The sequence below is a fragment of the Pseudodesulfovibrio halophilus DSM 5663 genome (assembly GCF_059568665.1).
On the sequence record NZ_JCANTV010000015.1, the window covers coordinates 45,679 to 70,897 of the forward strand.

At 60.1% G+C, this 25,219-nt stretch carries 24 protein-coding genes; 21 read left to right on the forward strand and 3 right to left on the reverse strand.

The window, feature by feature from the left end; translation table 11 throughout:
• Positions 1–15 precede the first annotated feature (15 nt).
• From BR24_RS14700 to trmFO, 3 genes are all read right to left on the reverse strand, one after another.
• On the reverse strand, positions 16–1,359 hold the full coding sequence (locus BR24_RS14700; protein WP_496542232.1) for an MATE family efflux transporter: 1,344 nt from the start codon (positions 1,357–1,359) through the stop codon (positions 16–18).
• A gap of 85 nt (positions 1,360–1,444) precedes the next feature.
• Entirely contained in the window at positions 1,445–2,506 is a 1,062-nt protein-coding gene (locus tag BR24_RS14705; RefSeq protein WP_496542233.1) for a M48 family metalloprotease, read from the reverse strand.
• Positions 2,507–2,684: 178 nt separating this feature from the next.
• A complete protein-coding gene (gene trmFO, locus BR24_RS14710) occupies positions 2,685–3,998 on the reverse strand; it encodes a methylenetetrahydrofolate--tRNA-(uracil(54)-C(5))-methyltransferase (FADH(2)-oxidizing) TrmFO (protein ID WP_496542234.1) in 1,314 nt (437 codons plus the stop codon).
• A gap of 74 nt (positions 3,999–4,072) precedes the next feature.
• Between trmFO and BR24_RS14715 the strand changes: the two genes are divergently transcribed.
• The 21 genes from BR24_RS14715 to BR24_RS14815 all read left to right on the forward strand — a co-directional run bounded on the left by BR24_RS14715 (position 4,073) and on the right by BR24_RS14815 (position 25,216).
• The gene (locus tag BR24_RS14715; protein WP_496542235.1) at positions 4,073–5,050 is read left to right on the forward strand and encodes an ABC transporter ATP-binding protein; all 978 of its coding nucleotides are present in this window, start codon (positions 4,073–4,075) and stop codon (positions 5,048–5,050) included.
• On the forward strand, positions 5,047–6,000 hold the full coding sequence (locus BR24_RS14720) for an ABC transporter ATP-binding protein (RefSeq protein ID WP_496542236.1): 954 nt from the start codon (positions 5,047–5,049) through the stop codon (positions 5,998–6,000). Before BR24_RS14715 ends, BR24_RS14720 begins: the two co-directional genes overlap by 4 nt.
• 33 nt (positions 6,001–6,033) lie before the next feature.
• Positions 6,034–6,588, forward strand: coding sequence for an HDIG domain-containing metalloprotein (locus BR24_RS14725; RefSeq protein ID WP_496542237.1), 555 nt, complete (start codon positions 6,034–6,036; stop codon positions 6,586–6,588).
• Positions 6,589–6,659: 71 nt separating this feature from the next.
• Positions 6,660–7,427, forward strand: coding sequence for a cobalt ECF transporter T component CbiQ (cbiQ, locus tag BR24_RS14730; RefSeq protein WP_496542238.1), 768 nt, complete (start codon positions 6,660–6,662; stop codon positions 7,425–7,427).
• Entirely contained in the window at positions 7,424–8,143 is a 720-nt protein-coding gene (locus BR24_RS14735; RefSeq protein WP_496542239.1) for an energy-coupling factor ABC transporter ATP-binding protein, read from the forward strand. Before cbiQ ends, BR24_RS14735 begins: the two co-directional genes overlap by 4 nt.
• Positions 8,144–8,259: 116 nt before the next feature.
• Entirely contained in the window at positions 8,260–9,672 is a 1,413-nt protein-coding gene (locus BR24_RS14740) for an MATE family efflux transporter (RefSeq protein ID WP_496542240.1), read from the forward strand.
• Complete coding sequence (locus BR24_RS14745; protein WP_496542241.1) at positions 9,656–10,537, forward strand: DUF2156 domain-containing protein; 882 nt, start codon at positions 9,656–9,658, stop codon at positions 10,535–10,537. The genes BR24_RS14740 and BR24_RS14745 overlap by 17 nt, the downstream gene beginning before the upstream one ends.
• Before the next feature lie 44 nt (positions 10,538–10,581).
• A complete protein-coding gene (locus BR24_RS14750) occupies positions 10,582–11,880 on the forward strand; it encodes an alkaline phosphatase family protein (protein WP_496542242.1) in 1,299 nt (432 codons plus the stop codon).
• Complete coding sequence (locus BR24_RS14755; protein WP_496542243.1) at positions 11,880–14,012, forward strand: ATP-dependent helicase; 2,133 nt, start codon at positions 11,880–11,882, stop codon at positions 14,010–14,012. The genes BR24_RS14750 and BR24_RS14755 overlap by 1 nt, the downstream gene beginning before the upstream one ends.
• Before the next feature lie 11 nt (positions 14,013–14,023).
• Positions 14,024–14,977 (forward strand): thiamine-phosphate kinase, encoded by a 954-nt coding sequence (gene thiL / locus BR24_RS14760; protein ID WP_496542244.1) that lies wholly within the window; start codon positions 14,024–14,026, stop codon positions 14,975–14,977.
• Between the two features lie 8 nt (positions 14,978–14,985).
• Positions 14,986–15,420 (forward strand): tRNA (N6-threonylcarbamoyladenosine(37)-N6)-methyltransferase TrmO, encoded by a 435-nt coding sequence (gene tsaA / locus BR24_RS14765; RefSeq protein ID WP_496542245.1) that lies wholly within the window; start codon positions 14,986–14,988, stop codon positions 15,418–15,420.
• Positions 15,417–16,241 (forward strand): alpha/beta fold hydrolase, encoded by an 825-nt coding sequence (locus BR24_RS14770; protein WP_496542246.1) that lies wholly within the window; start codon positions 15,417–15,419, stop codon positions 16,239–16,241. The genes tsaA and BR24_RS14770 overlap by 4 nt, the downstream gene beginning before the upstream one ends.
• A gap of 48 nt (positions 16,242–16,289) precedes the next feature.
• Positions 16,290–16,532 (forward strand): hypothetical protein, encoded by a 243-nt coding sequence (locus BR24_RS14775; RefSeq protein WP_496542247.1) that lies wholly within the window; start codon positions 16,290–16,292, stop codon positions 16,530–16,532.
• Positions 16,533–16,598: 66 nt separating this feature from the next.
• Entirely contained in the window at positions 16,599–17,459 is an 861-nt protein-coding gene (prmA, locus tag BR24_RS14780) for a 50S ribosomal protein L11 methyltransferase (RefSeq protein WP_496542248.1), read from the forward strand.
• Positions 17,460–17,461: 2 nt separating this feature from the next.
• The gene (locus BR24_RS14785; protein WP_496542249.1) at positions 17,462–18,112 is read left to right on the forward strand and encodes an endonuclease III domain-containing protein; all 651 of its coding nucleotides are present in this window, start codon (positions 17,462–17,464) and stop codon (positions 18,110–18,112) included.
• Positions 18,113–19,219, forward strand: a complete 1,107-nt coding sequence (locus BR24_RS14790; protein WP_496542250.1) for a murein hydrolase activator EnvC family protein — start codon at positions 18,113–18,115, stop codon at positions 19,217–19,219.
• A 55-nt stretch (positions 19,220–19,274) separates the two neighbouring features.
• Positions 19,275–20,555: a S41 family peptidase gene (locus BR24_RS14795; RefSeq protein WP_496542251.1), complete on the forward strand. Its 1,281-nt coding sequence runs from the start codon at positions 19,275–19,277 to the stop codon at positions 20,553–20,555.
• 17 nt (positions 20,556–20,572) lie between these two features.
• On the forward strand, positions 20,573–21,889 hold the full coding sequence (locus BR24_RS14800; RefSeq protein ID WP_496542252.1) for a divergent polysaccharide deacetylase family protein: 1,317 nt from the start codon (positions 20,573–20,575) through the stop codon (positions 21,887–21,889).
• Between the two features lie 275 nt (positions 21,890–22,164).
• Entirely contained in the window at positions 22,165–23,142 is a 978-nt protein-coding gene (gene fliM, locus BR24_RS14805; RefSeq protein ID WP_496542253.1) for a flagellar motor switch protein FliM, read from the forward strand.
• 129 nt (positions 23,143–23,271) lie between these two features.
• A complete protein-coding gene (locus BR24_RS14810) occupies positions 23,272–24,219 on the forward strand; it encodes an ABC transporter substrate-binding protein (RefSeq protein WP_496542254.1) in 948 nt (315 codons plus the stop codon).
• A 97-nt stretch (positions 24,220–24,316) separates the two neighbouring features.
• Entirely contained in the window at positions 24,317–25,216 is a 900-nt protein-coding gene (locus BR24_RS14815; RefSeq protein ID WP_496542255.1) for an ABC transporter permease, read from the forward strand.
• Positions 25,217–25,219: the final 3 nt, after the last annotated feature.

Sequence of the window (25,219 nt, forward strand, 5' to 3'; positions counted from 1 at the left end):
ATCGGTCCAGTGGTGTCAAATGGCACCGCGCCGGTTCAAGGGAGCGTCACCTATTCCGGGCCAGATTCTTGCTATGCCGAACCCTGCCCTGATGGATGTCCACAGCGTGGCGGCGAGCCATATCCACACAAGCGCCGGTTCAGGACGAACCTGCTCTATGCCGATAACGGCTGCGACACCGCAGAGCGAAGCGATCACCATGGCGTTTCGCAGGAAGCGGAAATCCCCCGTGCCCCAATGAATGCCGTCAGTGGCATAGGACAAAGAACTGAGAGGCTGCATGAGCGCCGCCGTCAGCCATCCGGGATGAAAGACCGCGACCGCGCCAGCCGGCACGAGCAGCCATGCCACCTGTGCGCGGAACAGAATCATGCCGAGGCAAAGCGCCGCGCCGGTGCCGATGCTCCAGAAGCAGGTCAGACGGGCCACGCTCCGGGCTGTATCCCGGTCGGACCTGCCCACGAAATAGCCTACAAGAGACTGCGCGGTAATTGCGAAGGCGTCGAGAAAAAGCGCGGCGAAGATGAAGAACTGGCGGATTGCCTGATAGGCCGCACCCTCTTCCGGCCCGACCTGATTCGCGGCACGTGTGCAGAGGGACAGGAAGACGAGCACCGCGCCGGTCCTCACGAATATGTCGCCGCCGATGGAAAGCAGCTTCCTGCAGTCCGCCAGGCGAAAGTCGCGTGAAAGACCGACCATCCGGCCCGTCGCGACAAGCGCCCAGATCGCACCGCACCACTGGCTGATGGAACTGGCGAGACCGGCCCCGCCGACCCCCATGGCCGGGAAAGGCCCAACGCCGAAGACCAGAACCCAGTCCAGAAGCACATTCATGGCATTGACGCCTACCGCAACGTACAGGGCGGTCTTCATATCCTGAGCCCCCCGCAGCGCGCCGAAGCAGGCCACGGTCACCAGTACGCCCGGCGCGCCGAGCAGTCTGTACTCCATGTATTCGGAGGCGTTCTGCAGCACCGGTCCCTCTCCGCCCAGCAGCGCACCTATGCCGTCGAGGAGCGGCAGCGCACCGAAGAAGAGAAGAAGTCCCACCGCGACCGCCATGGCGCAGGCCAGCGAACTGATTCTGGCAGCCCGCGACGGATCGTCTTCACCGAGTGAGAGGGCGACCTCCGTTTGCGTCCCTATTCCGAGAAAGGAAAAGGCCCAGAAGACAGCCGAAAAGGCCATGGTCCCGATGCCGAGCGCGGCTGCGGCTTCCGATCCCAGCCGGGCGACGAAGGCGGTGTCGGCCAACCCCGTGACAGGTTCTGCCACAAGGGAAAAAAGCACGGGGATCGCGAGCTTGAGGATGGTTCGGTTGGGTGAGCGGTGAAAAGGATGATCTTGATGCAGCATGGAAAGCTCCGGGTTCCGGTAATGCCTACGCCCGGCCCGTGGCGGAATCAAGCATAAAAAGACCCCGCCGAAGCGGGGCCTTGAGCTACTTTGATGCGATGACTTCACCTCGGTCTCTGGGGCTGCCGTAGGGAACCTCCTCCACCCCGCCGTAGTGATCGAGCGCCTCCTGCGTCAGGTTCGGCAGGATCACTTCATCATGCCTCTCTTTCGTCATGATCTCATCGTATGTCTCATTGAGATACACATAACGACTCGCCGAGTTCGGATGAGTCGTGTCATGCGAGATGGCGTAAGGGCTCTCGGCCCCCATGCCGCGCCAGACGTCGGCCGCGTCCTGGACTTCGTAGCCGCCTCGGTAGGCGAAGTACATGCCGAGATAGTCGGCTTCCTTTTCATGGTCGATGCTGTTGCTGTAATTCATCTGGTTTGCGATGCTCACGCCGGCGTTGGAACTCACGCCGGTAAGGCCGGTGATGAGTATGTCCACAAAAAGGCCGGTGTTGATCGCGGCCTTGTTCTGGTCGATATGCCCCGCGATGTTGTGCCCGAGTTCATGGCCGACGATGAGAGCCAGTTTGGAATCATCGGGGAATTCCTTGATGATCCCCTTGCAGATGATGATTTCCTCGCCATTGGCGAAGGCGTTCATTTCTGCCTTGTCCGAATATTTCACGTCGTAGTCGCAGACTTTTACCGAATGGATTGAAAGTTTTTTCTCTTTGCCCTTGTCCTGAACCGTGAAAACGACACGAGGCTTGTCCGAGGCTTCTTCGCAAATGTCGGCGACCTCGTGCTTCCAGTCCCACCCTTCGTCGGGAAACTCGTTGCCGTTGACGGCGAGGACGATCATCCCCGGCTTCAGCCCTGCTTTGTCTGCTGGACCGTTTGCCTGAACGGATTCGACAAAGACGTAGTTGTCCCGTCCCTTCGGGAGATCAAAATAATCGATGTACGCCTGCTTCCAATCATCCTCGATAGAGTCGATGGTGGTTAGCTTTACACCCTGCGCGTAGTTCCAGTTTTCTCTGCAAAAGGGCATGCCCGCCTGCAGAATGCGAAGCCCGACGCTCTCGGCCCTCTCTTCGTATCCAAGGCGACGTTCCAACGCGAACGTCTTCTGGTACAACTGTTCACGTTTGACCAAATCTTCATCTATATGAGGATTGACAGTGGTGTTTCGGTAACATCCGCAAAGAACAACGGTCAGCGCAGCCAGAGCAATCAAACGAACATGAGTATGCACAACAAGCCCTCTCTCGATAGAAGTTTCACTACTTGGTAGCCAAACTTCTATCAGAAATCAATTGTGCGTACTGTGTGTTCTATGAATCGAGCCAGTCCTTGAATGCATCTCTTGCGCGCTTCGCATATTCCTCTTTGCGGAATTTCTTGGGCACGCGCTTTTTGAGCCCCGGCATGAGGCCGAAATTGATGTTTGACGGCTGAAAACGTTTATGCGGAGTGGCCTGCAGATGCCCCATGAGTGCGCCGAGAGCGCTTTCTGCAGGCGGATGGCTCGACTCCTTCCCTTCCAGCCTGTCGCGCAGCAGCAGTCCGAGCCACAGACCGCAGGCCGCGGATTCAAGGTACCCTTCAACGCCGGTAATCTGCCCGGCGAGAAAAACTCCCGGACGGGCCTTGAGCTCCAGCTCGTCGGTCAGCACTTCCGGTGCGTTCACGTAGGTATTGCGGTGGATAGACCCAAGCCGCAGGAACTCGGCGTTTTCCAGTCCCGGAATCATGCGGAAGATGCGCTTCTGTTCCGGGTACTTGAGCTTGGTCTGGAAACCCACGAGGTTGAAGGCCGTCTTGTCGCGGTTCTCGGCCCGCAGCTGGACAACGGCGAAGGGCTGCTCTTCGCTGTGCGGATTGGTCAGGCCCACCGGCTTGAGAGGACCGAACGCCAGCGTCATTTCACCTCGCTCGGCCATTTCCTCCACCGGCAGGCAGCCTTCGAAGTGGATTTCCTTTTCAAAATCCCGAGCCTGAACCTTTTCCCCCTCCATCAGGGCGTTGATGAACGCCTTGTACTCTTCCTCGGTCATGGGGCAATTCAGGTAGTCGTCATCCTCGGGCCGCCAGCGTGATCCCCAGAAAGCCTTTGAAAAGTCGATGGAATCGCGCGTCACGATGGGCGCGATGGCGTCGTAGAAGTAGAGCCCTTCTCCGCCAACGCTCTGCGTCAGACTCTCGGCAAGCGGCTCGCTCGCCAGCGGTCCGGCGGTGATGCAGACCGCGTCAAAGCCTTGAATGCGCTCGTCATCGAGGGAGGTGATCTCTTCTCGTTTGAGTTCGATGTTCACGTGAGATTCGATGCGCTCGGTGATGTGGCGGGAAAAAAGTTCGCGGTCCACGGCCAGAGCCTTGCCTGCCGGAACCGCCGTGGCGTCCGCCGCTTCCATCACGAGACTCCCAAGCTCATGCATCTCGGCATTGAGCAGTCCCACGCCCGCGGTGAGGTCCGCGGAACGGAAAGAGTTGGAGCAGATCAGCTCGGCAAGGGTGTCGCGCTCATGAGCCTGCGAGTACTTGACGGGTTTCATCTCGAAAAGCGTCACGGAAACACCGGATTCCGCCAGTTTCCACGCGCATTCGCATCCGGCCAGTCCTGCGCCGACAACGGCTACCTTCTTCACGTTCACTCCCGGGGATCGTTGTTAAATGGACGGATTTGCTGTATACATCCGGAAAATCCGGAGTATCGACCCACATGGCGCAACCCGTCCTCGAAATCAAGGGCCTCACGACCAGCTTCGCCAGCCCCAAGGGCGTGGCCAAGGCGGTGGATACCGTCAGCCTGTCCGTAATGCAAGGCGAAACCCTCGCCCTTGTCGGAGAATCGGGCTGCGGCAAGTCCGTGCTGGCCCTGTCCGTCATGGGACTGGTTCCGGATCCGCCCGGCCGAATCACGGACGGCCACATCCTGTTTCACGGCGACGACATCACCGAAATGGACCCGGACCAGCTCCGGGCCATGCGTGGCAATCGCATTTCTATGGTCTTTCAGGAACCCATGACCGCCCTGAACCCGGTCTTTCGCGTGGGGGAACAGATCGCCGAGGCCGTGCGGCTGCACATGAACCTGTCGCGCGCCGAAGCCGACGCCCGCGCCGTGGAGACGTTGCGACTCACGGGAGTCCCACACCCGGAAAGAATCGCCAGATCGTTTCCTCACGAGCTTTCCGGCGGCCTGCGACAGCGCGTCGTCATCGCCATCGCGCTGGCCTGCGAGCCGGAGCTGCTGCTCGCGGACGAGCCCACCACCGCCCTCGACGTGACCATTCAGGCGCAGGTGCTCGATCTCATGTCCGAGCTCAAGGAACGCATGAACGGATCGCTCATGCTGATCACGCACGACCTCGGCGTGGTGGCGGGCATGGCGGATCGCGTGGCGGTCATGTACGCTGGCGAGCTGGTGGAGCTGTCTCCTGCCGGAGATTTCTTTTCCGAGCCGCTGCATCCATACTCGCAGGGACTCATGGCGTCGGTGCCGAGACTCGGCGACAGGACACCCGTTCAAGCCCTCCTCGGCACGGTTCCGTCAATCTTCCATCGCCCCGAAGGGTGTCGCTTTCATCCGCGCTGCCCACACTGCATGGGCATCTGCCGCACCGTCCCTCCGCGGGAGGTGGTACGTGACGGACGACATCTGCGTTGCTGGCTGTTCGACAAAGGGGTGAAGGGATGACCGCTCTGCTCACCCTCACCGAACTGACCAAGACTTACCGCATTCGCGGCGGCCTGCTGGGGTTGGATGCCTCGCGCCTGCGCGCCGTTGACAGGGTGAGCCTGACCATGCGCGAGGGCGAGACCATGGGACTTGTTGGAGAGTCCGGCTGCGGCAAGTCTACCCTCGGCAGGCTCGTCTGCGGACTCGAGCCGCCTGATTCGGGACAGATCGAGTTCAAGGGCAGGACACTCAATGAGTGGGATGACCGTGAACTTCGGCGCAACATCCAGATCATCTTTCAAGACCCGTACTCCTCGCTCAACCCGCGTCAAAGCATCGGTTCAGCCGTAAAGGAGCCGTTGGACATCCATAAGCTCGGCAGTCGAGCCGAGCGAAAGGCGGAAGCTCTCAGACTTCTGAAGCAGGTCGGTCTGGACGAGGACTACGCGTCCCGCTATCCGCACGAGTTTTCAGGGGGACAGCGTCAGCGCATCGCCATTGCCCGCGCGCTTGCCCTCAAACCGGAGCTCATCGTTTGCGACGAGCCGGTTTCGGCGCTGGACGTCTGCGTACAGGCGCAGGTACTCTCGCTCCTGCGCGAACTGCAGAGCAGCTTCGGGCTGACATATCTCTTCATTTCCCACGACCTCTCCGTGGTCAGCAACCTGTGTGACCGCGTGGCCGTCATGTATCTGGGACGCATCGTGGAGCTTGCGGACAGCGAGGCGTTATTTGCAGGCGCGCGGCATCCGTACACGCAGGCCCTGCTCGCGGCGGTGCCGGTCCCGACGCCCGGCGCGGTGAGCAATGCGGTCAAACTCGAAGGCGAGCCGCCCAACCCCGTCGCACCGCCATCGGGTTGCCCGTTTCATCCGCGCTGCCCCAAGGCGTTCGACAAATGTCCGAGGGAAGAACCGCCACTCAAGGAAGTTGCTGCGGGCGTGGAAGCCGCCTGCTGGCTGTATTGAAAATCGTCAAATCATTTGAAGGAAATAAGTACAATGAATCGTCAGGAAGCCTTTGAACTGCTGAAAAAGCACAACAGCGAAGACAACCTCATCAACCACGCTCTCGAATCCGAAGCCGTCATGCGCGCGCTGGCGAGCAAGCTCGGCAAGGACGAGGAGCTCTGGGGCATCACCGGCCTGCTGCACGACCTCGATTATGCCGGGACCAAGGAAAACGGCGAACGCCACGGCCTGGACACGATCGACATGCTCGACGGCGCACTGCCCGAGGACGCCGTCAACGCCATCCGCCGCCACGCTTGCGAGATGAACGGCGCCGAGGAGCCGGAAACCGAGTTCGACTACGCCCTTCGCTGCGGCGAGACCGTCACCGGCCTCATCCACGCGGCCGCTCTGGTCCGTCCCACCAAGATGGACGGCATGAAGGCCAAAAGTCTTAAGAAAAAGATGAAGGACAAGGCCTTCGCCGCCAGCGTCAACCGTGACAGTATCCGCGAGTGCGAGAAGATCGGCATGGATCTCGGCGAATTCCTTACGCTCTCCATCGGGGCCATCACGGCCATCGCGCCCGAAGTGGATCTGGCCTGATCTTGCGGGTCGACGTCGCGTGTGCTACCTGAGCGCATCGCGTAACACACCTCTCAGCCCGGAGTAGCCGCTTGCCGGAATCAACCGAACCGTTCGCGCATGCAGTATCGCCGGTCCACTCGCTGGACCCGCGTTTCAGGCTGCTTGCCGCAGTCGTCCTGACCGTGCCCGCCGCGCTTCTGACGCGCCCCGTGGCGGCAGGCAGCGCCCTGCTTGTGGGCATCGTGCTGGCATTCGCGGCGCGGCTCCCGTCTGTCCGACTGGCGAAGCGACTGCTCGCGGTCAACTTCTTTACGCTGTTCATGTGGATATTCCTTCCCTTCAGCACTCCGGGGACATCGCTGACGAGCATCGCCGGACTTGATGTGACCATGGAAGGCCTTCGGCTGGCCGGTCTCATCACACTGAAGACCAACGCCGTGGTGCTCTCGCTCACGGCGCTCATGGGCAGCATCCCGGTGCGTGACCTTGGCCCGGCCATGCAGTCGCTGCGTGTGCCGGACAAGCTCTGCCACATGCTTGTTTTCACGCATCGTTACGCCGTGCTGATCCGGGAGGAATTAGACCGTATGAACCGTGCGGCGCGTGCCCGCGGCTTTCGTCCGCGCACGGATGTACACACCTACCGCTCCTACGCATGGCTGGCAGGTATGTTGCTTGTGCGCAGCTGGGACCGGGCCGAGCGCGTCCGGGACGCCATGCGCTGCCGGGGCTTCTCCGGGCGCTTTCACTCCCTCGCCGTATTCCGAACATCCGGACGCGATGTCGCGTTTCTGACCCTTATCCTGCTCGTCGCCGCCGGACTCGTCTGGCTCGAATTCATCCGGAGGACCGCATGACCGATCACCTCGTCGAACTTCAAGATATTTCATACGCATGGCCCGGTCGCGGCAAGGTGCTCGACAATCTCGATCTGACCGTGCATCAGAGCGAAAATCTCGGGCTCATGGGGCCCAACGGTGCGGGGAAAACCACCCTGCTCCACGTACTCATGGGGCTGATCAAGCCGGACAGCGGCAGTATTCGCATTTTCGGGCAGCCCGTGGAGACTGCTGACGAATTTGAACGGGTCCGGCTGAAGATCGGTTTCATGTTCCAGAACGCCGACGATCAGCTGTTCTGTCCATCCGTTCTCGACGACGTCGCCTTCGGTCCACTGAATCAAGGTATGGAGCGCATTGAGGCGCGCGAACTGGCCGTGAGCACGCTCGAATCCCTCGGGTTGCATGGCTTCGAGGACCGCGTCCCGTACCGTCTTTCCGGCGGTGAGAAGCGGCTTGTCGCCCTCGCTACCGTCCTGTCCATGCGCCCCGGGCTGCTGGTTCTTGACGAACCCACAACCGGCCTTTCGCCCGAGGCACGGGAACAGCTTGTCGAAACCCTCAATTCGCTGGACGTGCCCAAGCTCATCGTTTCCCATGAGGCCGATTTCCTCGACGCCACCACACAGCGGATAGCGGCCATGAAGGACGGAAGGATAGTGTCGGGAACCCTTGTCCCGCATACGCATACCCACGTTCATGTGGAAGGCGACGTTCCTCACCGGCACGACTAGCTGGACCGCGCGATCCAAATCGACCCGACCGGGGAGGATTTTCCTACCTCCCGCCTCTTGGCTTTTTCCGTAAAATGGCTATCCTGTCGGGATGCACTTGATCGAGGAGCGAATCGTTGAGCAGTCCTGAACTCTCGGAGCGCATGACGCGTTCTCCCTATAAAACCATCTGGGGACTTGCCTGGCCGCAGGTACTCATGATGGTCTTCCATTTTTTCATCGGCATGGCCGACGTCTGGGTGGCGGGCAAGATCAACCGCGAAGTGCAGGCCTCGCTGGGTATCATCACCCAGTCCCTGTTCTTCCTGCTGGTCGTGGCCATTGCCGTGGCCAACGGCGCGGTCGCAGCCATCAGCCAGTCCGAGGGCGCTGGACTGCACAAGCGGGTTAAGCGCTACGTCAGTCTTGCCGTAGCCTGCGCGTTGGCGCTCGGCGGCGTGTTCCTCCTCGTGGGAATGCCCTGCCGGGGGATATTGCAGGACGCTCTTCAGGTGCCGCAGGAGATGCGCTACGTCACGGAGTATTTTCTCAACGTCTACCTGATGATCCTGCCCTCCTACTATCTGCTCATCACAACCAACGCGGTGTTCCGGGCGCGCAAGCAGGTCATGGTGCCGCTGTATTCCATGGTGGTCGTGACCACCGTCAACGCGGTCATGGATGTCGGCCTCGGGCTCGGCATGTGGGGGCTACCCAACCTCGGCTACAAGGGGCTTGCGTGGGCGACTTTCGGCTCGGTGACGGCCGGAGCGCTCTGCAACCTGACCGTCCTGCTCAAGCAGGGCGCGCTGGACCCCGCGAGCTTTCCGCCGGTACGCTGGATCAAGGCGGCCCTGCCGTATCTGGTGAAGGTGGCGTGGCCGTCCGGGTTGATGCAGATCGTCTGGCACTCCGGGTATCTCGTGCTGTACGCCATCACGGCGAGCCTGCCCCGCGGCGAGGTGGACGCGCTTGCCGGCATGTCCATCGGGCTGCGCATCGAGTCACTGCTCTTTCTGCCCGCATTCGCCCTGAACATGACGGCGAGCATTCTCATCGGGCATTATCTTGGCGCGCGCGACCCGGACACCGCCAAGGCTTTCGGGTACAAGATTCTCGGCATCGGGGTCGTCAGCATCAGCCTGCTGACATTTGCCATCTGGCCGCTGTTGCCGCCATGGGTGGCGTTGCTGACACAGGAACCGCTCGTTGAGGCGCAGGCACTCAGTTATCTGAAGTGGAACGTGCTCGCGATACCGTTTACGCTCACCAGCATGATCATGGCGGGCTGCCTCAACGGCGCCGGAGCCACCTTGTACAACATGGTGATAATGGGCTCGGCCACATGGTTCGTGCGTCTGCCGCTGGCATGGGTACTGGGCCATCATTTCATGAACGAGGCCGAAGGGATATGGATAGCAATGCTCTGCTCGCAGGTGATACAGGCCGCCGTGCTGCTGCACACCTACGCCACCCGCAACTGGCAGAGATTCGCAATGATAAAGGAACGAAAACTGAAAAAGGGTACATTCAATGGCGCTAGAATTTGAACCGATCAGCCTTGCGCGTCAGGAAGAATATCACAAAGCACTGTTCAGCTGCCCGGACAGGGCCAGCTCTGACTACGCCTTTGCCAACATCTGGGGCTGGGCCGAGCATTACGGTCTTGAATGGGCCTTTCACAAGAACATGGTCTTCATCCGCCAGACCAAGCCGGAAACCGTTTGCTGGGCCCCGGTCGGCCCGTGGCACGAGTATGACTGGTTCGGCTGCAAGGCCATGGTGGAGGCAGGCAGCTTCACCCGTGTGCCCGACTACCTCGCCAAGCTCTGGCAGGAGGCCTACGCCGACCGCATCGAGCTGACCGAGAACCGGGACCATTTCGACTACCTCTATTCCGTCGAAGACCTCACCGAATTGCGCGGCAACAAATTCCACAAGAAAAAGAACCTGCTCAACCAGTTCGTGAAGAAGACGGACTTCGAATACCACCCGATGGAGCCGGAGTGCGTGGAGGAAGTCCTCGCCATGCAGGCCGAATGGATCGCGTGGTACGAAGAAAACAATCCGTCAGAAGCCCTCGTGGCCGAGAATCACGCCATCGAGCGTGTGCTTCATGATTTCGACCGCATCGGAACCCTGTACGGCGGAGCCATTCGCGTGGACGGCCGCGTCATCGCCTACACTGTGGCCGAAGCGTTGGACGAGGAAACCGTGGTCATCCATTTCGAAAAGGGCGACGTACGGTACAAGGGCGTTTATCAGGCCATCAACCAGATGTTCCTCAAGCACAACGCACAGGAATTCAAGTACGTGAACCGTGAGCAGGACCTTGGCGACGAGGGCCTTCGCAAGGCCAAGCTCTCGTACAATCCTGCGTTTCTGCTGAAGAAATACGAGGCGCGGCTCAAGTAGCCCCCTGAAGGGGCCGCTCCGGCGGTCCCTTTCGGAGCGTATCCGTGAGTATCGTACTGAAGGACAGGCAGTGGCACCGGCTGGCCGTGCTCGGTCTGGACGGGCTTCCGCTCGACCTCGCCCGGCGGCTCGGTGACACTCTGCCCAACATTGCCCGCATCGCCGCCGAGGCTGACACCGTTGACGCTGAAATTCCGGAACTCTCTCCGGTGAACTGGACCTCCATGTTCACGGGAAAGGGGCCGGAAGAGCACGGTGTATTCGGTTTCGCGCGGTTCGATCCGGACACCTACCGCTCTTCACCCGCCAGCTTCGATGCCGTGGCCTGCCGCACCATTTTTGATCGCCTGGGAGAGGCGGGCCGCGTCTCGCGGGTAATCAACCTGCCGAACACCTATCCGGCCCGGCCCATTCGGGGGATGCTGGTGGCGGGCTTCGTGGCCGAAGACCTTGACCGAGCCGTGCAGCCGCCCTTCCTGCTGCCGAAGCTGAAGGAGGCGGGCTATCTCATTGAACCTGAGACCGCCAACGCTGCCGCCGATCCAGCCGGACTCCTGCAGGGCCTGCGCGAAAGCCTGAAGGCGCGGCGAAAGGCGCTGGACATGCTCTGGCCCGATCTGGGCTGGGACCTCTTCGTCTTCGTACTGACGGAAACCGACCGGCTCTTTCATTTCCTGTTTACAGCCGTAACGGATGCCATGCATCCGCTTCACCGGGAATGTATGGACTTCCTGCGCGAATGGGACAAAGCCGTGGGCGACTTTCTGCAACGGTACGACGCGCTGCCGGAGCCGAAGCGGCTGATGGTCCATGCGGACCACGGGTTCACTGAATTGAAGACCGAGGTTTGCCTCAATACCTGGCTGGTCTCAAACGGCCTGCTTGCGCTGGATTTCCCGCCGGAAGGCGAGTGGGACTCCTCCAAGGTTTCTCCGCAGGCCCGCGCATTTGCTCTTGATCCGGGGAGAATCTACCTGCACCGGCGTTCCCGCTTTTCGCGTGGCTGCCTGCGGGATGCCGATTCAGACAGGATGATCCCGGAGCTTAAAGCGGCCCTTGAAGGCTTGACCCATGCGGGTGAACAGGTCATGGAACGTGTCTTCACGGCTGATGAACTCTATCCCGGCCCGCTTCGTGACCGAGCTCCTGACCTTGTCTGTCTGGCCCGTCCGGGGTACGACCTCAAGGCGAAGTTCGGCCGCGACAGCATCTTCGGATTTCATGGACGCACCGGCGCCCATACCATCCGCGGCGCCATCTGGTACGACTCCCAAGGCTCGAAACCGCGCCGCATGCGCGAAATCGGGCAGGAAATACTCAAGCATTTCAATCTGGACCCATAATGAGCATCGACCTGAAGAATCAACTGAATCCGGCCCAGTACGAGGCCGTCACCACCACCGAAGGTCCCGTGCTGGTCATCGCGGGAGCCGGTTCCGGCAAGACGCGAACCATCGTCTACCGGCTGGCCCACCTCGTGGAGCAGGGCGTGGACCCTGCGCAGATCCTGCTGCTTACCTTCACCCGCAAGGCTTCGCAGGAAATGCTCGCCCGCGCCGAAGGCATCCTCGGGCGTCCGCTCGACGGCACCAGCGGCGGGACATTTCACTCTTTCGCCTATGCCACCCTGCGCCGCAACGCCATGGACCTCGGATTCGACGGCGGCTTCACGCTCATGGACCGTGGGGATCAGGAAAACGCGGTGCGCGACATCCGTGCCGAACTCGAACTCGGCAAGGGCGACAAGTCGTTTCCCAAGAAGAACACCGTGCTGGACATGATCACCAAGTCCCGCAACAAGGAGGAGCCGCTGGACGCCATCGTGCAACGCGAGGCCTACCATCTCTCCCCCTACATCGACGATATTGCGGAAATCGCTTCGGCCTACGCCGGGTTCAAGCGCAAACACGCCCTGCTTGATTACGACGACCTGCTGTTCGAATTCGACAGGCTACTCACCGAGAACGAACCGCTGCGCAACCAGCTCTCCACGCGCTACCGGTACGTCATGGTGGACGAGTATCAGGACACCAACCTCGTTCAGGCGCGCATCGTGCAAAAGCTCACCGGAGCCGACGGCAACGTCATGGCCGTCGGGGACGACGCGCAGTCCATCTACGCCTTCCGTGGCGCGAAAGTGGACAACATCCTCAAGTTTCCCGAAATATTCCCCGGAGCCAAAGTCATCCGGCTGGAGCAGAACTACCGCAGCACGCAGGAAATCCTCGACCTGACCAACAACATTCTTGAAAACGCGCGCACCAAGTTCGACAAGCACCTTTTCTCCGAGATCCGGGGGCGCGGCAAGCCCGAGGTGGTCTACCCCATCAGCGATCAGACGCAGGCGCGCATCGTGCTGGACAAGATTCTGGAGTTGGAGAAGCGGTATTCCCTCAACGAGATCGCCGTGCTCTTCCGGGCCGGCTTCCAGTCCTTCCACCTGGAAACGTCGCTCACGCGCCTTGGAGTGAACTACCGCAAGTTTGGTGGGATACGCTTCAGCGAAGCCGCGCACATCAAGGACATCATGTCGCTCTTGCGACTGAGCGTGAACACCAACGACCTGCTCGCTTGGCAGCGGGCGCTGGATCATGTCAAAGGCGTCGGGCCCAAAACCGTGGCCAAGATTTACGAGGCGCTGCACACGCAGGGGCGGGAAAAGTATCTGGCCAGCATGCGCAAGAAGCATCCCGCAGTGGCCGAGCTGCTGGACGAACTGGACGCCGTGCGCCGGTCCCAGTTGACGCCCGCGGGGACCTTGGACCGCCTCATGGCGTTCTATCAGCCCATTCTCACGGAGAAGTTCCCGGACGACTACCCCAAGCGGCAGCAGGGACTGGAGCAGCTGGCCCAGATCGCCGCCAACTACCGCACCATGGACCAGTTTCTGGCCGACCTGTCCCTCGACGGCGATCCTGAAGACGAAGAAATCGACGAGGATGCCGTTGTGCTCTCGACGGTGCACTCCTCCAAGGGACTTGAATGGAGCGCGGTCATTCTCATCGACCTCGTTGAGGACCGCTTCCCGTCCAAACGGGCCATCCAGCGCCCCGAGGACCTCGAAGAGGAACGCCGCCTCATGTACGTGGCCTGCACACGTGCCAAGGAACATCTGAGCCTGATGGTGCCCAAGACCATCTACAACCGCTTCAACGGCACCTCGGACCCCGCGATGCCTTCACCCTTCGTCATGGAGCTGCCGAACGAGTGCTTCGATAGGCTGCACGAATCCTATTCCGGCGGCCTTGAGCGCAAACAGAACGCTCCGAAGCCGAAAGGGACCTCCAAGGTGACCAACAAGGTGCACAACGCTTCAGGAGCCGGCTCCGACGATTCCGAGAAGCTCGGATTCTGTCGCCACAAGATTTTCGGAAAAGGCAAGATCATCGCCCGCATCCCGCCCGACAAGTATCGCATCAACTTTCCGGGCTTCGGACTCAAGGTTATCATCAAAGATTACGTGGAACTCTTGTAATGGAGAATGTCATGAACCCCACCAGCGAAGACGCGTTTCTGGAACTCATCGATTCCCATTTCACCCTGAGCAATCCGCACGTGAAGCTCGGACGCGGGGACGACTGCTGCATTTTGTCCAACGAGTCCGACCTGTGCGTCAGCTCGGACCTTTTTCTCGAGGACGTCCACTTTCGACGCTCCTATTTTTCGGCTGGCGACATCGGCTACAAGGCGCTCGCGGTCAACCTCTCGGACATTGCCGGAATGGGGGGGCGCCCCGTGGCGTTCAACATGGACCTGATGATTCCCGACGGTCTGCCGGACGGTTTTTGGGACGAGTTCTTCTCATCCATGGCCTCCCTTGCCCGTCAGAATGATCTGGTGCTTGCAGGCGGCGACCTGAGCCGGGCCGAAAAGCTCGGCGTGAACATCACCATCTTCGGTGCCGGAGGTTCCAAGGGCCGCTTCATCGAGCGCAGAAAGGCAAACGTCGGCGACGGCGTCTTCGTCTGCGGCGACCTCGGGCTCGCCCGCGTGGGCATGCTCGCCATGGAAGAGATGGGCGCCGCAGCCAAAGAAACCTATCCCGCCGCCTGCCGTGCGCATCTGCGACCCAAGATGAAGCTGATGATCGCCTCTCTGCTCACTGCGGCCGGTACCTCCTCGCTCATGGACGTATCCGATGGGCTGGCACGAGATCTGCCCCGGCTGGTGACTCCCGAACAGGGCCTGGAAATTGAGATTCCCGAAGACATGATCCCGCCCGAGGTGGTACGCTACTGCGAGGATAAGGGGCTCGACCCGGTGGAGACCCTCGTGCTCGGGGGCGAGGACTATGCGCTTCTCGGCACCGCCGACTTCGAGACCGGCTTCAAGGTGCGCTCGGTTCCCGGGGCACAGATGCTCGGCAAGGTCAGCGCCACCCCCGGCGTCCGGGTAAACGGAAAGGATTTTTCAACCAGCGGCTTCGACCACTTCGCGTAGGAGGCATCATGGACCTTACCATTCATCCCGTTGGCTGGATCAGCTCAAGCATAACGGACAGGAACACCGCCCCCAAGATGGAGGACGAAGACGGCGCGGTCCGGGCCGTCATCGACATCGAGCCGGAATACGAGGCCGGCCTCGACGGTCTCTCCGAGGGCGACTGGATCGAGCTGTTCACGTGGTTTCACGAGTCGAACCGCAAGACGCTCAAGGTCCATCCGCGCGGCAAGGAGGACAAACCACAGCGTGGCGTGTTCTCCACCCGTTCCCCCTTCCGCCCCAATCCGGTGGGCCTGCACAGGGTCCGCGTCATGCGCATTGAGGGTACCCGCCTTGAGGTCGAGCCGCTGGAGGCCATCGACGGCACCCCCGTCATGGACATCAAGCCTTTCCCCAAAAAATGGAAGGGTAAACTGGCAGAACTCAACGAAAAGGAATGATCACCAGCGACGGCGTCAGGCTTCATGTCGAGACGCACGGTGTCGGCCGTCCCCTCGTGCTCGTGCACGGGTGGACAATGAGCTGCCGTTTCTTTGATCGTCAGGTGAAGGAGCTGTCAAACCGATTCAAGGTGGTGACCTACGACCTTCGCGGGCACGGGCGTTCCGAAACCTCGCGGCGCGGGCACACCGTTGAGCGCTACGCCCTCGACCTGCGCGAACTGATCGAATCCCTCGACCTGCGCGGCTGCATCCTGTGCGGCTGGTCGCTGGCTGTCCCAGTGGTGCTGGAATATTGGAACCATTTCGAGGATGACCGAATTGACGCACTAGGCCTGATCGAGGCCACTCCCGCCCCCATGCATCCGGCTGAATGGAACACCCACGGCCTGAGCGGACGCGATGCCATGGCGCTGGACATCTTCCTGAACGCCTTCGTCGCCAACCGCAGCGGATACGGGCGTTCATTCGTCAACGGCATGTTCGCGGCTGGAGCGGCAGGAAGCGATTTCGACTGGATGTTCGCTGAATACCTTCTGGCAAGGCCTTCCTCCGCGGCGGCAATCTACCGGGAGTATGCACGCTGCGACTACGTTGACGCCCTGCGGAGGGTCACGGTCCCTTCGCTGGCCGCGTTCGGCTCGCATGCCAAAGCCTGCTTCGGCCCCAAGACCGGTCGGTTCACCGCTGAATCCATGCCGGACTGCCGCCTTGAAATCTTCAACCAGAGCGGACACATGCCCTTCTGGGAAGAAGCCGATGCCTTCAACCGCTCCATTGACTGCCTCGCAGCCCGGATACCGGCGAAGCCGCTTTCTTGACCATGATGCGCCGGGGGTTTATCCTCAAGAGGCAACATGGAGGAGCCCATGGAGATTTCCGGAATCAACAGTGCCTATGACGGACTTGCCGACGCGGGCGTGGACAATCTCGCCCGGCGCGAGGAACGTGTCTCCGTCAAGCGCTCCAGCGGCCCGGACAACGATACGCAGACCGGCCAGCGCACCGACTCTCCGCACAACGACCCCGTCGAGCAAAGCCGGAGCTTCAACGACTCGGTGATGAATCAGGTCTATACGGGCAAGGGGTCCCTCGTTGACTTCATGACATGACATTGAACACATAGAATTGACTGCATTTTTTCTTAAACCTCTACTTCAAGGGAAGATTAAGGCGATATGGCGACCCTGCTCAAGATAGAATTCTCCGTTCCCGCTGATGAATCCGACGACTGCACCGAATTTCTCTCCACCAAAGTGCCCCACGGCTGGGAGGAGATCGAGTCCGGTGGCCGTTCCAACTATACCCTGTTTCTTGAAGACCACCCTCTGGGCATGGAGCTGGTTAGCGAGATAGAGTCGAGATTTCCCGAATGTGGCCTGAAATATCACGAGCAGGAATCCGAGGACTGGGCCATGGCCTGGAAGGATTTCTTTGCTCCGGTTTCCTGCGGCGACCGTTTCGAAATCCTGCCGCCGTGGCTCAAGGATCAAGTGGATGACGGCATGACGCACATCGTCATCGAACCCAAGATGGCATTCGGTACCGGCCATCACCCTACCACATCTCTCTGTCTGGAGCTCATCGGCGAACTTTCAAAGGAAGGACGTATCGCCAAGGGTAAGGAATTTCTGGATATGGGCACCGGGTCCGGCATCCTCGCCATCGGCCTCGCCAAGCTGGGACTGCAAGGTCTCGCCGTGGATATCGACGCGCAGGCAGTGGTGTGTGCACGGGAGAATGTCAACGCCAACGAGTGCGCCGAGACAATAGCCCTCTCCGTGGGCGGCGTGGAAAGCGTCGCGGCGGACCGGTCCTATGATCTGGTGGTCGCGAACATCCTCTCCGGACCGCTCATCGAGATGGCGGGCGACCTCGTCCGACATGTCAAGGACGGCGGCAGCCTGATCCTTTCCGGCATCCTTGCAGAGCAGGCCGATCGAGTGGCCGCAGCCTATATGCGCCGCGGGCTTCCCAAGCCGGAGATTCTCAGTCAGGGCGAATGGGTCGCGCTGCTCTGGAAAGAGGTCTCTATCTAGCCATGGGCAACGCCGCACGGCTTGAGGGCATGTACCGGGCCATGCTCGATTCGCTGGGATCGAGCGGATGGTGGCCCGGAGATACTCCCTTCGAGGTGTGCGTCGGGGCCATCCTCACGCAGAACACCGCGTGGACCAACGTCGAAAAGGCGATAGCAGCTCTGCAAAAGGCTGACTGCATGGACCCTCGAGCCATGTACGACCTGCCTCGGGAAGAGCTTGCCGCCCTGATCCGGCCAGCCGGATACTACAATATCAAGGCCGCGCGGCTGCGTGCTTTTCTCGACCTAATCCGGAGTCGCTGCGACTGGGATATTGCCACATTTGACGATTTCGAGACTGGTGAGCTGCGGGAAATCCTGCTCTCGGTCAAGGGAATAGGTCCGGAAACAGCCGATTCCATGCTCCTGTACGCTTTCGACAGGCCCGTGTTCGTGGTGGACGCTTACACCGCGAGAATGATTTCACGCCACCGCATGGCTCCCGAAGAAGTGAGCTATGAGGAGCTGCAGTCCCTTTTCATGGACGCTCTGACCCCGGATGTGGCACTGTACAACGAGTTTCACGCTTTGATAGTGCGAACCGGCAAGGACTGGTGCCGAAAGAAGGCGCCCCTTTGCGATACATGCCCCCTCAAGCCTTTTCTGGATTAAATGCAGTATTCCAAGCGGTTGCTCTTCATATTCCTCATCTGCCTCGTTGCTGTGACCTTCGGGACGCACGCCATGGCTCAGGCTGTGCACAAGCAGCTGAAGGAAAAGCAGCAGGAGGCCGACCGTACAGAGCAGCTCATGAACAGGCTCGAGGCTCGCGAGGGGGGGCTGTCGCAGAAGTTGCGAGACATCCGTTCCCGCATGAAGACCCTGTTGCCAAAAGTCCGCGCGCAGGAAGCCGAGTTGCAGAAAATCCGGGAACACGAACATGAAGCTCGGCAGGAGCACTACGAACTGGACGCCAGGCGCAAGCAACTGCTTGCCGAGCTGCGAAATCTGGTCAAATCGATCTGGCCGGTGCACCTGACCAATCTGCGAGCCCAACTCGGGAACATCGCGAGCTGGGACAGCGCGGACAGACGGTTCACTTGGCTTGCCGAGGTATACGGAGCCACGCGGAAGAAATTCGTCGCGGTACGTGAGACAACGGAAAAGCTGGCGCAGAACCTCGAACGGCAAAGGCTGCTGGAAAAGGAGGCCGAAGCGCAGCTCGAACGCGTGAACGCCTCAAAGGACCGACTGCTGCGCGACAAACTTGCCCTCAGGCGCGAACTGCGTAGCGTCAGGAAAAAGAAACAGGACCTCGAGAGCCAGCTCAAGGGAATTCTTGCGGACATCAAGACGCTCAACTACCGCCTTCAGACACAGAAAACGAAGAATTTCAAGCACTACAAGCGTGCGCTCCCCTGGCCCGCATCGGGCTCTGTTGCTGCCGGATTCAGCCCTTCTGCCACCCCGCCCAGACGGGGGCTCTCCATCGAGACCGGCGAGCAGGAAGAGGTGCGCTCGGTATTCTGGGGCAAGGTGGTGCATAACGACCTGCTCCGCGGTTTCGGGCAGGTGGTCATCGTTTATCACGGGTTCGATTATTATAGCCTTTATGCCTTCATGTCCGAGACTTTCGTGCAGACCGGACAGGAGGTGGAAAAGGACGAACCACTCGGAAAAACGGGATACTACCCTCTGGTGGGTGGTTCAGGTCTGTATTTTGAATTGCGTTTTCACCAAAAACCCATTAATCCAAAGCATTGGTTAACTTCTCGATAAAACTAAGCGGGCTCTCGCTTCGAGCCCGAAAGCTCCCCCACCACGGGAGGACCTGATGAGAATCACTCTTTGGCTGGCCACGGCCCTTCTTCTCTTCGCACTCGCGGTTTCCCCGGGACCGAGCGTCGCGGGAAAGGATCCGGATAGATTTCAGGTTCTGAGCCGTTTCAGCCAGGTTCTTGAACTGGTCGTCGAACAGTACGTCAACCCCATCTCCCGCGAGGAACTCATCGACGACGCCCTCAAGGGCATGCTCGAACAGCTCGATCCGCACTCCAACTATCTGACTCCCACAGAATTCTCCGGAATGCAGGAAAGCACCAGCGGCGAATTCAGCGGCATCGGCATTGAAATCAGCATGGAGAACAACCGCCTCACCGTGGTCACTCCCATCGAGGACACCCCGGCTTACGAAGCGGGACTGAAGGCCGGGGACATCATCCTCGAAATCGACGGCACCCCCACCTACGACATGACCCTGAACGATGCGGTGAAACTCATCCGCGGCGAAAAGGGCACCACCGTCACGCTGAACATCCTGCACGAAGGTGCCGAAGCAGCTGAGAACATTGAGATCGTGCGCGGCACCGTGCCCATCGTGAGCGTCAAGACGCACAGTCTGGGCAACGGGTACATGCTGGTGCGTCTCACCCGTTTCAACGAGAATACCACCCGCGTGCTTCGCGAGAGCATCCACGACTTCCAGAAGGACGGCTCGGAGCTCAAGGGCATTGTGCTCGACCTGCGCAACAATCCGGGCGGAGTTCTTGGTCAGGCCGTGTCCGTGGCCGATACCTTCATTGAGGACGGTCTGCTCGTCTACGTGCAGGGGCGGGACGAAGCAAACCGTCAGGACTACTTCGCCACCCGCAGCGATGACATCACGGTGCCTTTGGTCACTATGATCAACTCCGGCTCCGCATCCGCCGCGGAAATCGTGGCGGGCGCGCTTCAGGATCACGACCGCTCCCTGCTCATCGGCGAACGCTCCTTTGGCAAGGGTTCAGTGCAGTCGCTCTACCCCCTCCCCGGCGGAGCGGGCATCAAGCTTACCACTGCCCTGTACTACACTCCGAGCGGGCGCTCCATTCAGGCCACAGGCATCGAACCGGACCTGACCATTCCATTCATCCAGCCGAGCGAAAAGGACGACGACCGCCCCCACCGTTTCTTCCGCGAAAAGGATCTGAGCGGCCATCTTGAAAACGCCAACGGCGATACGGTCCACAAGAAGACAGTTTCGGAGAAGGTCGCCGAAATGCTCGGGCGCGACAACCAGCTGCGCATGGCGCTTGAACTGGTGAAGAAGCTGCCCAAGCTCCGCAGCATCAAGTAACAACACTCGAAACGCCGATGAACGACGAATACAAGGGACCTGACGAGGTTCAGGAACATGAAGACGAAAAGGGCCGGTGGAGCAACAAGCTCCTCCGGCCCGTCCCCATAGCGGCTACCGCCGTGGCCTTGTGTCTGGCGGTAACGCTGTCCGTCTTTTTCAGCCTCAGAACGGCTCCCGATGCCACCCTTCCGCCCTCCGGTATCGAAAGCGCCGCGAGCAACGCCACTTCCTCCCAGAAGACCGGAGTGGGGCGTGCTTACGAGGAGCCGCAGCGCCCGGGAATCGCAGAGCAGGTCCGGTTGGTCGACTTCTCCCTGCTGGAAGCTCTCAAGGTCCACGAGACGGATTTCAGCGAATTGCACCTCGACGATGTCGAGGTTCGCAGGCACGAAGGTGAAGACTACCACTTCCAAAAGATGACGCTGCCTGAACCCCAAGACATGAAGGCGTTTCTCGATGACCTTCATGCCGCGCTTGATCGCCGTTTGTCACGGGCTGTTGTAGAGATGGTTGCATCCGATGCGATCGTCATAAGCGTCGACGACGTGAAAACGCATACCATTTCCTTTTCCCACATACCCGAGGCGCCTCTGCTTGGCGACGGTGCTCCCGAAGGTCCGATAATGGCCGTGGTCATAGACGATGTGGGGGAAAACATGTACCTGCTGCGCAGACTGCTGGAGCTCGATATCCCGCTGGCCTATGCTGTCTGGCCGCACAGTACTCATACTTCGGAGTCCGCGCGTCTGGTACGCGAGTCCGGTGATCCTTTACTGGTTCACTTCCCCATGCAGCCACAGGGATGGCCCGACACCAACCCCGGCAAGGGGGCCGTTTTCACGGACATGACCGCCGACCAGATCAAGAAGATCGTCAGGCAGAACCTTGAACTTGTTCCCGGAGCGCAGGGCGTGAACAACCACATGGGATCGGCTTTCACCGAGTTCTATACCGGCATGAAGGTCGTACTCGACGAGCTTGATCAAGAGGGGCTGTTTTTCCTGGACAGCCGCACCACATCGCGCTCTGCCGGTCGCAAGGCGGCCAGAAAGGTTGGAATCCCCTTCTACCGTCGTGACGTCTTCATCGACAACACTCGCGATGTTCAGGCCATCATTCTCCAGCTCAAGAAGGCGGAACGAATCGCCCGCAAGCACGGCGTGTCCATAGCCATCGGCCACCCCCACAAGGAAACGGTTGCCGCCCTTGAAAAGTGGCAGAACAGCCTTGACGGCAAGGTTTCCATCGTCCCGATCACGCAGATTTCTCCGGAATTCAAGAAAGAGGCGCCCATTGTGTCTCTTGGGTCCGCCTCTGGCGAGGCTCAGTAGCCCTCGCAAATGATGCGGTCTACAACATCCTGAAATTTCGATTTATTGTATGTTTTCTAGACATTTTTTAGGCTTTTTCTAGGCGCGATACATGCTTCAATGCCTGCAATCCTTGCAATGCAGGCAGGTGGAGTGTAGAGAAAAGGTAGTGGTTTGTTCCGGTTATGCCGCTTTTTCAGAGCGACGATCGGCCCGCTTCTTGCTTGAGACTGCCGTGACCGTTGAAAAGATGACGGTTCAGGACTCGCGAACAGAACGACGCACAGGGATGCCGAATGAGCAAGATTCTTGAACAAGACGAAGTCGATGCCCTGCTCCGGGGACTCTCTGGAGGGGATGTCGAGACCGAGGCGGAGCTTCCGGAGGACGATTCCGGGGTCGTATCATTCGACCTCGCGAATCAGGACAGGATCATCCGGGGGCGGATGCCGGTTCTGGAAATCGTCAACGACCGCTTCGCCCGGCTGTGCACCAACGCGCTCGCCAACACCATGCGCAAACGGGTGGACATCAACCCGATCTCCATCGATATGTCCAAGTTCGGCGACTTCATGCGTTCCCTGCCGGTGCCGACCTCCATCTCCATCTTCAAGATGGATCCCCTGCGCGGCAACGCCCTGCTTGTCGTCGATTCCCGGCTCGTCTTCGCGCTTGTCGAAAACTTCTTCGGCGGCGCCGGCAGCCAGCCCAAGGTCGAAGGCCGCGACTTCACCCCCATCGAACAGGCCATCGTCGAAAAGGTCGTGCTCATCGCGCTTAATAACATGGAGGAGTCCTGGCAACCGGTGCACGAAGTGCATATCGAAATGGTACGCACCGAGGTCAACCCACAGTTCGCCGCCATTGTTCCACCTTCGGACGTCGTCATCGTCATCACCTTCGAGGTGGAACTCGAGAACGCCATCGGTTCGCTGATCGTCTGCCTGCCCTACGCCACCATGGAGCCCATCCGCTCCAAACTGCACGCATCCTTCCAGTCCGAACGCCTCGAGGTCGACCATGTTTGGATCAACCGCTTCAAGGAACGGCTCATGGACACGCCCGTGGAAATGGTGGTGCGCCTCGGCAGGACGACCATCACCGGGCGCCAGCTGCTGAACCTTGAAGAAGGCGACATCATGTTGCTCGATACCGACGAGGACAACCTGCTCGAGGCCGAGGTGGAAGGCGTGAAAAAATTCTACGGCCTGCCCGGACGGGTCAAGGGCAACAAGGCCTTCAAGGTGTCCAAGGAAGAGGACATCAGGTTCTGATACCCTCAGAGGCGCTCTGCCGCTCCCTCCAGCCGTCTTCTGAAGAGTTCCCTTCTCTTGATACTTGACTTTCCTCGCTCCTTGATGTCGTGATATCCAATACCTATCCGCCATTCCAAGGAGAGAATAATGAAACGCATCATCATCGCGCTTTGCCTGACACTGCTCATGGCGACCGGCGCAGCAGCCGGAGAGTCCCGCCTCATTTCCATCACCCAGATCGTGGAGCACCCCTCCCTCGACGCCATGCGTCAGGGGTTCAAGGACAGAATCGTTGAGCTCGGCATCAACGCGGAATTCAAGGAACACATCGCGCAGGGCAACCCCGCAACCAGCGTTCAGATCGCCAACCAGATCAAGGGCGAACAGCCGGACCTCGTGCTGGCCATCACCACACCTTCGGCCCAGCACGCCGTGCAGAAGATCAAGGACCGCCCCATCGTCTTTACGGGCGTCACCGATCCGGTCGGCGCGGGCATCGTGGCCCATCTGGACAAACCCGGCGCCAATGTCACCGGCATGACCGACATGAGCCCCATGCACAAGCACCTCAACCTCGTGCAGGACTTCGTGCCTGAGCTGGAAAGCCTCGGAGTCATCTACAACGCAGGCGAACCCAACTCCGTGACCCTGATCAATCTGCTCAAGGGTTTTGCCAAGGAAGAGGGAGTAACCATCGAGGAAGCCACCATCGCCAACTCCTCGGGCGTCTACCAGGCGGCCAAGAGCCTTGTGGGACGTGCGGATGCCATCTACATACCGTTGGACAACACCGCCATTTCCGCGCTTGAATCCGCCATCAAGGTCTGCCGCCAGAACCGTATCCCCCTGTTCACCGGCGATACAGACTCCGTTCGCCGCGGATCCATCGCCGCGCTTGCCATCGACTACCGCGAAATGGGAATCCAGACCGCGGACATCGCCGCACGAATCCTGAACGAAGGCGCGGAACCTTCCGAGATGCCGGTGGAAACCATCAAACGGCTTCAGCTTTACGTAAACCCCGGCGCAGCTGAGTCAATGGGGCTCGAAATACCCGCCGGAATGCTTGAAAAGGCCGACGAGGTCGTGAAGTAACAGGCGTTGCGAAAAGAGCATAATGACGATACAAGGCGCGTTGTCGGACGCGCCTTGTTTTTTGCGTGCCGCCTCAAAGGACAGGAAGAAAGCTCACATGACGACGTACGCCCTTCTGGGGGCGCTGGAACAGGGGTTCGCCTTCGGCCTGATGGTCCTTGGCGTATACATCACGTTCCGCATCCTCGATTTTCCCGACCTTACGGTCGACGGCAGCCTGCCGCTCGGCGCCGCGGTTTCCGCCGTTGCGATCTCAGGCGGACACTCCCCGGCGCTGGCCTGCGCCATGGCCGCCGGCGCGGGCTTTCTTGCCGGCATGGTTACCGGTATCCTCAATACAAAGCTCAAGATCCTGCACCTGCTGGCATCCATCCTGACCATGATCGCGCTGTATTCCGTCAACCTGAGAATCATGGGCAAGCCGAACATGACGCTTCTCGGCGCGGACACGGTTGTGGATCAGTTCAATACATTCAGTGGGCTGCCCATGTTTCAGTCCACGCCAATCCTTTTCGGAATCATCTCCTTTGCCGTTGTCGGCCTGCTGATCTGGTTCATGCACACGGAAATCGGGCTTGCCGTGCTCGCCACAGGCGACAATCCGCGCATGATTACCAGTCAGGGCGTGAATACCGACACCGTGATCATCTTCGGCGTGGGCCTGTCCAATGCCCTGGTGGCGGTCTCCGGCGCTCTCGTGGCTCAGAACCAAGGGGCCGCGGACGTGAACATGGGCGTTGGAACCATCATCGCGGGCCTCGCCTCCGTCATCATCGGGGAGACGGTCTTCGGGGATAAATCCATCAGCCGCGCCCTGATCGCCGCCGTGCTCGGGTCGGTGCTCTATCGCGTTGCCATCGCCCTCGCCCTCGGCCTCAAGCTCGGCTCCTTTTCCATCACGCCGAGCGACCTGAATCTTATCACCGCCGTCCTTGTGGTCATTGCGCTCACAGCTCCCAAGATGAAGCAGAAACTCTTTGCCGGGAGGCGGGCATGAGCT

Bases quoted from the DNA above. Each gene is read 5' to 3' on its own strand.
- BR24_RS14700 (WP_496542232.1), bottom strand. From the start codon at position 1,359: ATGCTGCATCAAGATCATCCTTTTCACCGCTCACCCAACCGAACCATC.
- BR24_RS14715 (WP_496542235.1), top strand. From the start codon at position 4,073: ATGGCGCAACCCGTCCTCGAAATCAAGGGCCTCACGACCAGCTTCGCC.
- BR24_RS14720 (WP_496542236.1), top strand. From the start codon at position 5,047: ATGACCGCTCTGCTCACCCTCACCGAACTGACCAAGACTTACCGCATT.
- BR24_RS14725 (WP_496542237.1), top strand. From the start codon at position 6,034: ATGAATCGTCAGGAAGCCTTTGAACTGCTGAAAAAGCACAACAGCGAA.
- BR24_RS14735 (WP_496542239.1), top strand. From the start codon at position 7,424: ATGACCGATCACCTCGTCGAACTTCAAGATATTTCATACGCATGGCCC.
- BR24_RS14745 (WP_496542241.1), top strand. From the start codon at position 9,656: ATGGCGCTAGAATTTGAACCGATCAGCCTTGCGCGTCAGGAAGAATAT.
- BR24_RS14755 (WP_496542243.1), top strand. From the start codon at position 11,880: ATGAGCATCGACCTGAAGAATCAACTGAATCCGGCCCAGTACGAGGCC.
- thiL (WP_496542244.1), top strand. From the start codon at position 14,024: ATGAACCCCACCAGCGAAGACGCGTTTCTGGAACTCATCGATTCCCAT.
- tsaA (WP_496542245.1), top strand. From the start codon at position 14,986: ATGGACCTTACCATTCATCCCGTTGGCTGGATCAGCTCAAGCATAACG.
- BR24_RS14770 (WP_496542246.1), top strand. From the start codon at position 15,417: ATGATCACCAGCGACGGCGTCAGGCTTCATGTCGAGACGCACGGTGTC.
- BR24_RS14775 (WP_496542247.1), top strand. From the start codon at position 16,290: ATGGAGATTTCCGGAATCAACAGTGCCTATGACGGACTTGCCGACGCG.
- prmA (WP_496542248.1), top strand. From the start codon at position 16,599: ATGGCGACCCTGCTCAAGATAGAATTCTCCGTTCCCGCTGATGAATCC.
- BR24_RS14785 (WP_496542249.1), top strand. From the start codon at position 17,462: ATGGGCAACGCCGCACGGCTTGAGGGCATGTACCGGGCCATGCTCGAT.
- BR24_RS14790 (WP_496542250.1), top strand. From the start codon at position 18,113: ATGCAGTATTCCAAGCGGTTGCTCTTCATATTCCTCATCTGCCTCGTT.
- BR24_RS14795 (WP_496542251.1), top strand. From the start codon at position 19,275: ATGAGAATCACTCTTTGGCTGGCCACGGCCCTTCTTCTCTTCGCACTC.
- BR24_RS14800 (WP_496542252.1), top strand. From the start codon at position 20,573: ATGAACGACGAATACAAGGGACCTGACGAGGTTCAGGAACATGAAGAC.
- fliM (WP_496542253.1), top strand. From the start codon at position 22,165: ATGAGCAAGATTCTTGAACAAGACGAAGTCGATGCCCTGCTCCGGGGA.
- BR24_RS14810 (WP_496542254.1), top strand. From the start codon at position 23,272: ATGAAACGCATCATCATCGCGCTTTGCCTGACACTGCTCATGGCGACC.
- BR24_RS14815 (WP_496542255.1), top strand. From the start codon at position 24,317: ATGACGACGTACGCCCTTCTGGGGGCGCTGGAACAGGGGTTCGCCTTC.